This is a genomic window from Streptomyces sp. NPDC049954 (assembly GCF_040656295.1).
Taxonomy (GTDB): Bacteria; Actinomycetota; Actinomycetes; order Streptomycetales; family Streptomycetaceae; genus Streptomyces.
Map to the genome: position 1 here is coordinate 351,931 of NZ_JBFALS010000003.1, position 12,129 is coordinate 364,059.

A 12,129-nucleotide genomic window follows, 5' to 3' on the forward strand; every position below is an offset into this window, starting at 1 on the left:
TCACGGCAGGTCGATCGCTTGTTCACATCACCGCCGGGCACCCCGTCCAGCAGGCGAAATACCCCGCTGCCTCCCGCCGCCGCTCCCGTAGATTGCGGGACGCACGGCAGGAAAGAACGAGCGCGGAACAGACGAGCAGAACAGGGGAAGGGCGCGTGTCAGCGGGAAGGCGAGGAGCGGCGGCGGGACCCTACGGACCGGACGGCAGGACGCAGCCGGGTCAGGGAACGGAACCAGGACATATAAGGGGACAGGGCGTGGCGGCGGACCGGGCGCTGACCGCCCCCGTGCGCACGGCCGCGAGGCAACGCGTGACCGAGGCCCGCAGGATCGTCGTCAAGGTCGGCTCCTCCTCTCTCACCACCGCCTCCGGCGGACTCGACGCCGACCGGGTCGACGCCCTCGTGGACGCGCTCGCCGCCGCCCGGACTCCCGGCACCCGGGACGTCGTCCTCGTCTCCTCCGGCGCCATCGCCGCCGGGCTCGCCCCCCTCGGGCTGCGCGAGCGCCCCCGCGACCTCGCCCGCCAGCAGGCCGCCGCGAGCGTCGGGCAGGGGCTGCTGGTCGCCCGGTACACCGCCTCCTTCGCCCGCTACGGCGTGCGCGTGGGGCAGGTCCTGCTCACCACCGCCGACACGAGCCGCCGCTCCCACTACCGCAACGCCTACCGCACCCTGGACCAGCTCCTGACCATGGGCGCCCTGCCCGTCGTCAACGAGAACGACACGGTCGCCACCGACGAGATCCGCTTCGGGGACAACGACCGGCTCGCCGCCCTCGTCGCCCACCTCGTCCACGCCGACCTCCTCGTCCTGCTCTCCGACGTCGACGGGCTCTACGACGGCGACCCCGCACGGCCCGGCAGCACCCGGGTCGAGCAGGTGCGCACCCGCGCCGACCTGGCCGGGATCGAGATCGGCAGCACCGGCAAGGCCGGGGTCGGCACCGGGGGCATGGTCACCAAGGTCGAGGCCGCGCAGATCGCCGCGGCGGCCGGCATCCCCGTCGTCCTGACCTCGGCGGTCCGCGCCGCCGAAGCCCTCGCGGGCCGGGACACCGGCACCTACTTCCACCCCACGGGACGCCGCTACGCCGACCGGCTGCTGTGGCTGCAGCACGCCTCCACCCCGCAGGGCGCGCTCAGCCTCGACGAGGGCGCGGTGCGGGCCGTCGAGTACCGCAGCGCCTCGCTGCTGCCCGCCGGCATCGTCGGCGTCGAGGGCCGGTTCAGCGCGGGAGACCCCGTCGAACTGCGCGACCCCAGCGGCCGGCCCGTCGCCCGGGGACTCGTCAACTACGACGCCGAGGAACTGCCCCGGCTGCTCGGCCGCTCCACCCGGGAACTCGCGAAGGAACTCGGCCCCGAGTACGAGCGCGAGGTCGTCCACCGCGACGACCTCGTCCTGCTGCGCCGGCCCTGAGCCCGGGTGGTCCGCGACCCCGTGCTCCGTGCCGTTCCGGACCGGGCTGACTGCGTCCTCCGCCGTAGCCGGCCGTCCACCGGAGTACCAGGACGGCCGCGCACACCGGCGCGCGACGCGTACAGCTGTACGCAGGGTCTCGCGCCGGGGGAGCGAACCCGGCACGCGGCCGTACCGAACGGCCGAAAGCGCTCACCCCGCGCGAGGGACCTTCCGGGAAACGGCCCCATGGCGCCGCCCGGCCTGTTCCACTGTGTTACGGCGGTCCGTCGTGTCCCGGTACCCGAAGGTCCGCCGAGGTCCGGCGCAGGGACCGGGCCGAGGACGCCGGTACGAGGGAGGCCGTGGTGGCACGAGCGCACCCCGGGGCGCGGCCCCGGGCACTCACGAGTGTCAGGAGCACCGACATTCGCCGGCGTGAACGCGCCACGACCGAGCCGGACGGGGACCACACCGTCCACCCCGAACCCGAACAACTCCCCAGACTGTGGCACGTGACGCTCAGCGTCTCCGGTGAGAAGGCCCCGCTCGCCGACCTGCGGCGCGCTCTGGAGCAACTCGCCCACGACCACCCCTTCCTCCTCACCAGCAGGTACGCCGCCGACCACGCCGAGATCCGGTACTGGGAGGAGGCCCGCGACCTGCACGACGCCGCCGCCGTCGCGCTGCGGCTGTGGGGAGAGCACCGGCTGACCGCCAGGCTGCCGCCCTGGGAGATCGTCGGCCTGGAGGTCGTCGACCGGGAGACCTACCACCACCGCGTCGCCGAGGGCGCCGGACCGCTGCCGGTGGCACCGGTGGGTGTGCACCCGTTCTGAGCCGTGTGCCGGTGGGCCGTGCGGGGCAGGGCCTGTGCGCCGCGGGGCCCGCGCGCCGGTGAGCCCGTGCGCTGCGGGGACTGCGCGCCGGTGAGCCCGCGGAGGCCGGTGCGCTCGGGAGTCCGCACGTGCGGGCGGCCCGCCCCCGGGCCGTCCCCCGTGCGTGTCTCGGCCCCCGGAACATCGGCCGGGGCCCGGGCGCGCGCCGCTACGCTTCCCCCATGACCTCCCTCTCCCCGTACGACACGATGTCTCCCGTCGCCCAGGCCGCCTACCGCGCGCGGGCCGCGGCCACCGATATCGCCGCGCTGCCGCGGTCGGTGAAGGACGACGTACTGCTCGCCATGGCGGACGCCCTGGAGGTACGGGCCGCCGAGATCGTCGAGGCCAACGCGCTGGACGTCGCCCTGGCCCGGGAGAAGGGCACCGCCGAGTCCGTCGTCGACCGGCTGAGCCTGAACCCCGAGCGGGTCCGCGCCATCGCCTCCGACGTACGGGAGATCATCGCGCTGCCCGATCCGGTCGGCGAGGTCGTGCGCGGGTCGACGCTGCCCAACGGGATCGACCTGCGTCAGGTCCGTGTCCCGCTCGGCGTCGTCGGCATCATCTACGAGGCCCGCCCCAACGTCACCGTCGACGCCGCCGCGCTGTGCCTGAAGTCGGGCAACGCGGTCCTGCTGCGCGGCTCCTCCTCGGCCCGCGAGTCGAACACGGCCCTCGTCCGGGTGCTGCGGGACGCGATCGGCGGCGCCGGACTGCCCGCCGACGCCGTCCAGCTCGTCCCCGGCGACAACCACGAGTCGGTCACCGAACTCATGCGCGCCCGGGGCCAGGTGGACGTGCTCATCCCGCGCGGCGGCGCCGAGCTGATCCGCAACGTCGTGGAGAACTCCACCGTGCCCGTCATCGAGACCGGCACCGGGAACTGCCACGTGTACGTCGACGCGGACGCCGACGTGGACATGGCCGTCGAGATCCTCGTCAACTCCAAGGCGAGCCGCCCCAGCGTGTGCAACGCGGCCGAGACCCTCCTCGTGCACCAGGACATCGCGCCCGCCTTCCTGCCGAAGGCCCTCGCGGCCCTCGCCGAGGCCGGGGTCACGGTGCACGGCGACGACCGGGTCCTCGCCCACGCCGAGGGCTCCGGCGCCGCGGTCGTCCCCGCGACCCCCGAGGACTGGGAGACCGAGTACCTGTCGTACGACATCGCCGCGGGCGTCGTGGACAGCCTGGACCGGGCCGTGGCCCACATCCGGCTGTGGTCCTCCGGGCACACCGAGGCCATCGTCACGAACTCCCAGGCCGCCGCGCGCCGCTTCACCCGGCTGGTCGACTCGACCACGGTCGCGGTCAACGCCTCGACCCGCTTCACCGACGGCGGGCAGTTCGGCTTCGGCGCCGAGATCGGCATCTCCACCCAGAAGCTGCACGCCCGCGGGCCGATGGGCCTGCCGGAGCTGACCTCGACCAAGTACATCGTCACCGGCGACGGCCACGTGCGCTGACCGGCGCGTACCGGTGCCCCGGCGGCCGCCGGGGCGCACGGCCCGCCCGGCAGCCCCGGCCGGTCCCCGGGCCGTCCCCCGGAAGGAGCAAGCTCCCCTCTTTCGGCCCAGGCACCGGACGCCCGGATAATTCCCCGACGCCCTGCCCAAATCGCCCGCCCCGGTCTACTCTGGACGCGTGCCGGAGGACGTGGGGGGCATGCCGTTTCCGGACGGCAGGGAGCCCGACGACGACCGCGACCACGGACGAGCGGACGAGGAGTTCGCCGCCGTGGTCTTCGACGAGGACTTCGTACGGGGCGCCCGTATCCACGAGCCCTCCGCCGTGGAGCGCCTGCTCGCCGCCGCCGAGGCCCGCGCCGAGGCGGAGGCCAAGGCCCGCGCCCGGGGCCGCACCCCGGACGGGGAGTACGAGGAAGGGCCCGGATTCGGCCCGGCCGGCGAGGACCGCGGCCACGACCCGTACGCCGCCTACGACGTCGGCGAGGAGTACGACGAGTACCGCGACGGCGGTCACCGGCGGTTCGGCGGCCACAGCGGCCGCATCCGCTGGCACCGGCCGGTCGCCTGGATGCTCGCCCTGCTGCTCGGGGTCGGCATGGTGGCCCTCGCCGTCTCCGCCGTCTACCGGGGAGCCTCGGACCCGAAGGACCCCGGCGTGCGGCCCCCCGCCCCGACCGGCGTCGAGCAGGGCGCCGAACAGAGCGCCCTCTCCTCCGCCGAAGCACCCTCCGCCTCACCCGGCCACTCCCGTCCCGTGGCCTCCGCCGCGCCCCGCACGCCCTGAGCCGCGCGCAGCGGTCCGGCCGGAAGCCGACCCCCACCGCCGCGTTTACCGCCACCCGCGGGGACCTACTCTGAAGGTATGGCAGGGGCAGCGGAACCCCCCGAGGGCATACCCCCCGAGGGGAGCGAGGAAGAGTACCGGTCCGTCGTCTTCGACGAATCGTTCGTCAACGCTGCCCGGCTCCAGGAGTTCTCCGCCAACGAGCGGCTGCGCGAGCACGCCCCCGCCGTCCGCCGCCGCGTCGGCCGGGGGCTCAACCGGCAGCTGGTCGTGCTCGTGGTCCTCATCGCCCTGGCCTTCGGCACCGCCGTGTTCATGGGCGTGCGCACGGGCGAGGTCACCGCGAACTCCCCCTCCGCCCGGCGCGCCGAACCGCTGCGCACGACCGTCATCCCTCTCGTCCCGCAGGACACCGTCCCCGGCGTGGCCGACGTGAGGAGCCTCTACGCGCACAGCCCCGCGGCCTCCTTCGGGGTGGGCGCGGCCGGCATCACGCTGCCGACCCCGCGCGCCACCGAGCACTACACGCAGGTCCAGGTCCAGTCGGCGCTGACCATCGCCAAGGACTACCTGGTCCGCTCCTCGCTCGACCCGCAGGTGCTGTCCGGCCGCAGCGACCGCCGGGTGCGCATGCTGCTGGACTCCCGTCAGCTCGACCAGTTCGACCACAGCCTGCAACGCCCCCGCGCCGACGGCCGGCACGCGGCGACCGGCTGGCTGACCCGGCTCGACCCCCACCAGGCGGTCCTCGCCGACCCGCACGTCCCGGCCCGCGTCCAGGGCACGGTGCGCTTCGAGGAACGGGGCGGGATGCTAGAGATCACCTCGGACCACACCTTCGCCTACGCCGTCCGGCCGGCCGGGGCGGACGCGCGCGAGGCCGGCGCGGGGGGCAAGGACCCGGCCGCGGCGGGCCTGGCCTCCCTGCTCACCGTGCGACGGGAGATGCACTTCCGCTTCGACCCGACGGATCTGCGCAGCCACCGCACCGAGCTGCTGATCTCCTCGCTCCAGGCCGGACCGCTGGACTGCGCCGCCGACTCCGCGAGCCGGCTCCGGCCGGTCCTGGCCGGGCACAAGGCCACGAGCGGCGGCCCCTCGGAGGGCACCAACCCCTACGCCCCGGACGGCTCCGCCGCCCTGTGCGGGACGCTCGCGGACGCTGCCCAGCCGGTCCTGCCAGGAGGGCACCGGGCGGGGTGAGCGGGGCGACCCGCTGTGGCCGGTGGGCTGGGGCGGAGCCGCGCGGGGCGGGCCGTCCTCAGCCGTCCGTCGCGCCGTCGCCCCAGGAGCCGTCGCGGCCTTCCTTGCCCTCGCCCGGGGCCCCGCCGCCCTCGTCGGAGGAACCGCGCCGGCCGCCGAAGCCGCCGAAGCGGTCCCGGACCTTCCCGCCGAGATCGCCCGCCCCGCCCGCGAGATCGGAGACCAGCTTCATGAGCGGGTCCTTGCTCGTGCGGACGTCCTCCGCGTAACTGCTCGCCGACTGCCGGAAGGACTCACCGACCGAGGTCGTGCGGTCCTCGTCCCGGCGCGGATAGTGCCCGTCCATGATCCGCTGGTAGTCGCGGGTCGCGGCCCAGCGCTTCAGCTCCGCGGCCCGGACCGTGGTGAACGGGTGCGAACGCGGCAGCACGTTGAGGATCTTCAGGACCGAGTCCCGCAGGTCACCGCCCGCCTCGTACTCCTCGGCCTGCTTGAGGAACGCCTCGGTGTTCATCTCGTGCAGATGGTTGCCGCCGGCGATCTTCATGAGCCCGCGCATCGAGGCGCCGAGATCCTGACCCACCAGCAGACCCGCCCGGTCCGCGGACAGCTCGGACTTGCGGAACCACTCGCGCAGCGCGGTGACGAGCGCCATGATCGCGACGTTGCCGAGCGGGATCCACGCGACCTTGAGCGCCATCGTGGTCAGGAACAGCAGGATCGTGCGGTAGACGGAGTGGCCGGACAGCGCGTGCCCCACCTCGTGGCCCACGACGGCCCGCATCTCCTCCTCGTCCAACAGCTCGACGAGGCCCGTGGTCACCACGATGATCGGCTCGTCCATCCCCACGCACATCGCGTTCGGCCGCGGGTCCTGGCTCACGTACATCGGCGGGACCTTCTCCAGGTCCAGGACGCGGCACGCGTCCGTGAGCATCAGGTGCAGATGGGCGAACTGCTCCTCGCCCACGCGCACCGAGTCCGAAAGGAACAGCAGCCGCAGACTGCGCTCGGGCAGCAGACCGCTCAGTGCCTTGAAGACGGTGTCGAAACCGGTCAGCCGCCGCAGCGCCACCAGGGCCGAGCGGTCCGCCGGATGTTCGTAGGCCCGGGCCGAGATCCCCGGGAAGGCCCGGCGTTCGCGCGCGGGTACGTGGGTGTGCTGGCTGTCCGTCATCGCGGTCCCCCTGGTCGCGTCGTACCGGCCGCCCCGGGAGCGCCGCACGCCCCGGGAGCCCTCCCACCCTAGACGGCACCGCCGACAGCGGAGAGGCATCGAACAGGACAGCCCGTCTCCGGCGGCTACGGCTACGGCTCGGAGTCCGGCTCCGGCTCCGGCTCGGGCTCCGGCTCAAAGATGAAGGCTCCGGAGGCGGAGGGAGGGCGGCCGCGGTGCCCGGGTCAGGGAGGTCGTGGAGTTCAGGGAGGTCAGGGAGGTCATGGAGGTCATGGAAAGGAAAAGTGGGGCGGGGCGGCCGGAGCGATCCATCCGTCGCGGTCTACCGTGGGTGCGCAGCACACCGAAGGAGTCACCCTCATGGCGTACACAGGGCACAGCGGCACCACGTTGCTGGCGGTGGTCTCGGACCAACCGGGGGCCGGTAACTTCCTGCGCATCCTGCTCGTGGTCATGATCCTGGGCGCGGTCTTCATGGCCTGGCTCCTGCTCCACGGCTACCGCAGGCCGCCCGGCGGCACCGAGGAGCCCGCGCCGGACGAGGCCCCCCGTACCGCCGCCGACCCCGGCCCCGTCCCCGGGCAGGCGACCGCGCGGTCCGCCGCCGCGACGGCGGAGCCCGGGACGACGGCCGGACCGGACGACTGAGCCGCACCCCCGCCGGGTCCGGCGGGGCGAGCACGCCCGCCGCGCCCGCACCGGCGCTCCGGCCGCCCGGAGCCGTCTGGCGCACCGGTCGCCACGCGCCGGAGCCGTGACGGGCCGTCGGCATTCGGCCGACCCGCGCGGCAGGACACCTGAGTCGGCGTGAGCAGCCGCGAGGGCCCCGCTTACGATGGGCCACAAGTTACTGCCCGCCCCCACCACCGGATAGGTCCTGCCGACGATGAGCCTCCACAGCACCGCTGCCCAGCTGGTCACCCTCGCTGCCGAGGGGGGCGAACACGGCGGCAACCACGAAAGCCTCAGCCCGTACGTCACCGGCGGCGGCGCGTTCATCGCGCTTCTCCTGCTGCTGTGGATCACCACCCGCTTCAACCGCGACCGCTGAACCGCGCTGCGGGGGCCGGGAGACCGGGACAGTAGGCTCTGCACGCATGGGAGAGCAGGACATGCCCACTGGCCCGGTCAGCAGTCCGGCAGGCGGCACGATCAGCACCGTGAAACGCCGGCTCGGCGTCATGGGCGGCACCTTCGACCCGATCCACCACGGCCACCTGGTGGCCGCGAGCGAGGTCGCGTCGCAGTTCGGTCTGGACGAGGTCGTCTTCGTCCCCACCGGCCAGCCCTGGCAGAAGAGCCACAAGAAGGTCACCCCCGCCGAGGACCGCTACCTCATGACGGTCATCGCGACGGCGGAGAACCCGCAGTTCTCGGTCAGCCGGATCGACATCGACCGCGGCGGACCGACGTACACCAACGACACCCTGCGTGATCTGCGCGCGCTCAACCCCGGTACCGAACTGTTCTTCATCACCGGGGCCGACGCCCTGGGACAGATCCTGACCTGGCGGGACGCCGAGGAACTGTTCTCCCTCGCCCACTTCATCGGCGTGACCCGTCCCGGCCACCAGCTCACCGACGCCGGGCTCCCGGAGGGCGGCGTCTCCCTCGTGGAGGTCCCGGCGCTGGCCATTTCCTCCACGGACTGCCGGGCGCGAGTCGCCAAGGGGGCTCCGGTCTGGTATCTGGTGCCGGACGGCGTGGTGCGTTACATCGACAAGCGAGAGCTGTACCGCGGCGAGTAGCCGAGAGGGGCACCGGTGAACGACCGAGACAACCCGTACCCGCCGTACGACGGCGGTGACTACGGGGCCGACAGCTACGAGATCGTCGGCTACGACGAGTACGGCCGCCCGGTCTACCAGCAGGTCCCGCCCCCCGGACAGTCCCAGACCGGCGTACAGGACCGGCGCCCGCAGTACGGGGGACCCGAGGGGTACGAAAGCCAGGGGGGCTACGACGGCGGCCAGGGGGGCTACGACCCCTACGCCACCGGGCAGCAGCCCCGAGTACCTCCCCAGCAGCCCGGACCGCCCCCGCAGGACTCCTACGGCTCCTCGTACGACCCGTACGGGACCGGACAACAGGGCGCGCGGTACGGGGGACAGGAGGGGTACGAGTCGTACGGACCGTCCTACGGGACGTCGTACGGCCACCAGGTCCCGGCCCAGGGCACGCCGCCCTACGGGAGCGGCCCCGGCGACGCGCCGTACGGGAACGGCCCCGGCACCCCCTACGGCCGGGAGGGCGACACCGGCGGGGCCGGGGCCCGGCAGGAGGGTGCGAACGGGCCGCATTCCGGGGCCGCCGGGCCCCCCGCAGGGACGCGTGATCCGGAGGCCGGGCTCCAGGAGCCCGGGTACGCGGGTTCCCCTGGGACGGGGGGCGGTACAGCGGGCGGCGGCCCGGCCGCAGGCGCCGCCGAGTCCTTCGCGCCGACGAAGCGAGGGCGCACCGGTTCCGCCGGTTCCACGGGTTCCGCCGGTTCGGCCACGGACACCGACGAAGAGGCGCGCGACTACCGCACCGAGATGTTCTCCTTCATCGAGGAGCCCACGGAGCAGTCCGAAGACGTCATCGACTGGCTCAAGTTCACCGAGAGCCGCACCGAACGCCGCGAGGAGGCCAGGCGAAGGGGGCGCAGCCGGGTCATAGCCCTGGTCGTCGTCCTCGCGCTCGTCGTGGTGGGAGGCGTGGGCTACCTCTGGTACGCCGGAAAGCTTCCCGGCACGTCGAGTCCGGCCGGCGGCGGCGCCGACGCGACGGGCCCGCAGAAGCGCGACGTGATCGTCGTCCACCTGCACAACACGAAGAAGAGCGGTACCTCGACCATGCTGCTGGTCGACAACACCACGACGAAGCGCGGAACGGGCGTCCTGCTGCCCAACGACCTCGCGCTCAGCGACGAGGACGGCAACCCGACGACGCTCGGCAAGTCCGTGGACGACGACGGCTCCAGCGGCACCGGCGAGGCGCTCGACGGACTGCTCGGCACGGACATCCAGGGCACCTGGCGGCTGGACACCCCGTACCTCAACAACCTCGTGGAACTCGTCGGCTCGATCGAGGTCGACACCGACACCGACGTCCCGGACACCAAGAAGGACGCGGAACCGCTCGTCCACAAGGGGCGGGCACAGAGCCTGAGCGGGGCGATGGCCGTCGCGTACGCGACCTACCGGGCGCCCGGTGAACCGGAGAGCGCCCAGCTCAAGCGCTTCGGGGACGTCATGCGCGGAGTGCTGCGCAAGATCTCCAGCGACCCCAAGTCCGCCACGGTCACGGTCCAGTCGCTGGCCCAGATCCTCGACCCCTCCCTCACCGAGAAGGACCTGGGCGCCTTCCTCGCCAAGCTGTCCGGACTGGCCAAGGCCGGTGACTACAGCTCCAAGGTCCTGTCGGTGCGCGGCGACGGCTCCCTCAGCGAGTCCACGACCGAGGACATCGTCAAGGACGTGCTCGGCGGCACCGTGAAGCCCGCCCCGGACGGGGCCTCGGACAGCATCCGGGTCGGCGTGAAGAACGCGACCGGCGACAAGTCCGCCACCCAGAAGGCCCGGGTCACCCTGCTCAACGGCGGCTACACCTTCCTCGACGGCAGCACGACCGGCACGGTCGCCGACTCGCGGGTGCTCTACGCCGACGCGAAGAGCAAGGAGCAGGCCGTCGAGGTCGCCCGGACCCTGGGCCTCCCGGACTCCGTCGTCACTCAGGGCAAGGTCACCAACGGCGACGTGTCGGTGGTCCTCGGTTCCGACTACAAGCCCGAGGCGGACTGAGCGGAGCGACGGGGCGCGCGGGCGACCGGAGCCACTCAGTGGTGTGCCTGCCTCGGGGCCCATGCGCCGGGTCCCACGTGCCGGGGCCTACCGGGGACATCCGGTGGGCCCCGGTCCCGTTTGCCCGCTCCCGTGGCCCCTGTGTGCCGCCCGCCGAAACGGGCGGGAGGCGCACGTCCGGAGCGTGAGACCCTGGGAGGGACTGTCCTCCTACCCGAAAGCTGTGCAGTGACCGCTACGGACCGCTCCACCGAGCTGATCAAGGCCGCCGCCCAGGCCGCCGCCGACAAGCTCGCCCACGACATCATCGCTTACGACGTCAGCGATGTGCTGTCGATCACGGACGCCTTTCTGCTGGCCTCCGCCCCCAACGACCGCCAGGTCAAGTCGATCGTCGACGCCATCGAGGAGCGCCTCTCCAAGGAGCTCGACGCCAAGCCGGTCCGCCGCGAGGGCGACCGCGACGCCCGCTGGATCCTGCTCGACTACGTCGACATCGTCGTGCACGTGCAGCACGCCGAGGAGCGGGTCTTCTACGCGCTCGAACGGCTCTGGAAGGACTGCCCCGAGATCGACCTGCCCGCCGAGGCGAAGGCCACGCGCGGCAAGGCCGCCGAGTACGCGGCCCAGCGCTCCGTCGCCGAAGAGGCGTCCGAGGACTACCCCGAGTACCAGAACTTCGACGGAGTGGAGCTCGACGGAGGGGTGCGGTGACCGCAGCCACCGAGCCGAGGGGCCGCCGGATCATCCTCTGGCGGCACGGCCAGACCGCCTGGAACCTGGAGCGCCGCTTCCAGGGCGACACCGATGTCCCCCTGACGGTGACCGGCGTCTCCCAGGCGCGCCGCGCGGCCCGGCTGCTCGCCTCGCTCAACCCGGACGCGATCATCGCCTCCGACCTGGGCCGGGCCGTCGCCACCGCCGACGAACTGGCCGCCGTGACCGGCCTCACCGTCACCCACGACAAGGGACTGCGTGAGACCTACGCGGGTGACTGGCAGGGGCTGACCCACGACGAGATCATCGCCCGGCACGGCGACCAGTACGCGGCGTGGAAGCGCGGCGAACCGGTCCGCAGGGGCGGCGGCGAACTGGAGACCGAGGTCGCCGACCGGGCGGCCCCCGTCGTCCTTCGCCACGCCGAGAAGCTTCCGCGGGACGGCACCCTCGTGGTCGCCAGCCACGGCGGCACCATCCGCACCACGATCGGCCGGCTCATCGGTCTCGATCCCTTCCACTGGGAGGGCCTCGGCGGCCTCTCGAACTGCTGCTGGTCGATCCTGGGCGAGGGCGCCCGCGGCTGGCGGCTGCTGGAACACAACGCCGGCACCCTGCCCGAGCCGGTCCTCGGCGACGACACCTGACCTCGGTCATGAGCCGGTCGGCGGCCCCGCACGGGGCCGGTCCCGCAGCGGTCCGTGCCGGTGGCGGACGCC

At 73.4% G+C, this 12,129-nt stretch carries 12 protein-coding genes; 11 read left to right on the forward strand and 1 reads right to left on the reverse strand.

The window, feature by feature from the left end:
• The first annotated feature begins 311 nt into the window (after positions 1 to 311).
• The 5 genes from proB (at position 312) to AB0J21_RS07995 (ending at position 5,734) form a co-directional block, all read left to right on the forward strand.
• Entirely contained in the window at positions 312 to 1,421 is a 1,110-nt protein-coding gene (proB, locus tag AB0J21_RS07975) for a glutamate 5-kinase (RefSeq protein WP_363145216.1), read from the forward strand.
• Positions 1,422 to 1,768: 347 nt separating this feature from the next.
• Positions 1,769 to 2,239, forward strand: a complete 471-nt coding sequence (locus AB0J21_RS07980) for a hypothetical protein (protein WP_363144983.1) — start codon at positions 1,769 to 1,771, stop codon at positions 2,237 to 2,239.
• Between the two features lie 221 nt (positions 2,240 to 2,460).
• A complete protein-coding gene (locus AB0J21_RS07985) occupies positions 2,461 to 3,744 on the forward strand; it encodes a glutamate-5-semialdehyde dehydrogenase (RefSeq protein ID WP_363144984.1) in 1,284 nt (427 codons plus the stop codon).
• Positions 3,745 to 3,943: 199 nt separating this feature from the next.
• Positions 3,944 to 4,531, forward strand: coding sequence for a hypothetical protein (locus tag AB0J21_RS07990; protein WP_363144985.1), 588 nt, complete (start codon positions 3,944 to 3,946; stop codon positions 4,529 to 4,531).
• Between the two features lie 78 nt (positions 4,532 to 4,609).
• On the forward strand, positions 4,610 to 5,734 hold the full coding sequence (locus tag AB0J21_RS07995) for a hypothetical protein (protein ID WP_363144986.1): 1,125 nt from the start codon (positions 4,610 to 4,612) through the stop codon (positions 5,732 to 5,734).
• A 58-nt stretch (positions 5,735 to 5,792) separates the two neighbouring features.
• Here the strand turns inward: AB0J21_RS07995 and AB0J21_RS08000 are convergent, their stop codons facing one another.
• On the reverse strand, positions 5,793 to 6,911 hold the full coding sequence (locus AB0J21_RS08000; protein ID WP_363144987.1) for a M48 family metallopeptidase: 1,119 nt from the start codon (positions 6,909 to 6,911) through the stop codon (positions 5,793 to 5,795).
• A 360-nt stretch (positions 6,912 to 7,271) separates the two neighbouring features.
• Between AB0J21_RS08000 and AB0J21_RS08005 the strand changes: the two genes are divergently transcribed.
• The 6 genes from AB0J21_RS08005 (at position 7,272) to AB0J21_RS08030 (ending at position 12,057) form a co-directional block, all read left to right on the forward strand.
• Complete coding sequence (locus tag AB0J21_RS08005; protein WP_363144988.1) at positions 7,272 to 7,559, forward strand: hypothetical protein; 288 nt, start codon at positions 7,272 to 7,274, stop codon at positions 7,557 to 7,559.
• 238 nt (positions 7,560 to 7,797) lie between these two features.
• Positions 7,798 to 7,962, forward strand: a complete 165-nt coding sequence (locus tag AB0J21_RS08010) for a hypothetical protein (protein WP_363144989.1) — start codon at positions 7,798 to 7,800, stop codon at positions 7,960 to 7,962.
• A gap of 46 nt (positions 7,963 to 8,008) precedes the next feature.
• Positions 8,009 to 8,659 carry a nicotinate-nucleotide adenylyltransferase gene (gene nadD, locus AB0J21_RS08015; RefSeq protein ID WP_363144990.1) on the forward strand — a complete coding sequence of 217 codons (651 nt, stop codon included), beginning with the start codon at positions 8,009 to 8,011 and terminating at the stop codon, positions 8,657 to 8,659.
• A gap of 15 nt (positions 8,660 to 8,674) precedes the next feature.
• A complete protein-coding gene (locus AB0J21_RS08020; protein WP_363144991.1) occupies positions 8,675 to 10,693 on the forward strand; it encodes an LCP family protein in 2,019 nt (672 codons plus the stop codon).
• A gap of 228 nt (positions 10,694 to 10,921) precedes the next feature.
• The gene (gene rsfS, locus AB0J21_RS08025) at positions 10,922 to 11,407 is read left to right on the forward strand and encodes a ribosome silencing factor (protein ID WP_363144992.1); all 486 of its coding nucleotides are present in this window, start codon (positions 10,922 to 10,924) and stop codon (positions 11,405 to 11,407) included.
• The gene (locus tag AB0J21_RS08030) at positions 11,404 to 12,057 is read left to right on the forward strand and encodes a histidine phosphatase family protein (protein WP_363144993.1); all 654 of its coding nucleotides are present in this window, start codon (positions 11,404 to 11,406) and stop codon (positions 12,055 to 12,057) included. The genes rsfS and AB0J21_RS08030 overlap by 4 nt, the downstream gene beginning before the upstream one ends.
• Positions 12,058 to 12,129: the final 72 nt, after the last annotated feature.

Coding starts and splice junctions, on each gene's coding strand:
- AB0J21_RS07995 (WP_363144986.1), top strand. CDS start 4,610: ATGGCAGGGGCAGCGGAACCCCCCGAGGGCATACCCCCCGAGGGGAGC.
- AB0J21_RS08010 (WP_363144989.1), top strand. CDS start 7,798: ATGAGCCTCCACAGCACCGCTGCCCAGCTGGTCACCCTCGCTGCCGAG.
- AB0J21_RS08000 (WP_363144987.1), bottom strand. CDS start 6,911: ATGACGGACAGCCAGCACACCCACGTACCCGCGCGCGAACGCCGGGCC.
- AB0J21_RS08005 (WP_363144988.1), top strand. CDS start 7,272: ATGGCGTACACAGGGCACAGCGGCACCACGTTGCTGGCGGTGGTCTCG.
- AB0J21_RS07990 (WP_363144985.1), top strand. CDS start 3,944: ATGCCGTTTCCGGACGGCAGGGAGCCCGACGACGACCGCGACCACGGA.
- AB0J21_RS07985 (WP_363144984.1), top strand. CDS start 2,461: ATGACCTCCCTCTCCCCGTACGACACGATGTCTCCCGTCGCCCAGGCC.
- nadD (WP_363144990.1), top strand. CDS start 8,009: ATGGGAGAGCAGGACATGCCCACTGGCCCGGTCAGCAGTCCGGCAGGC.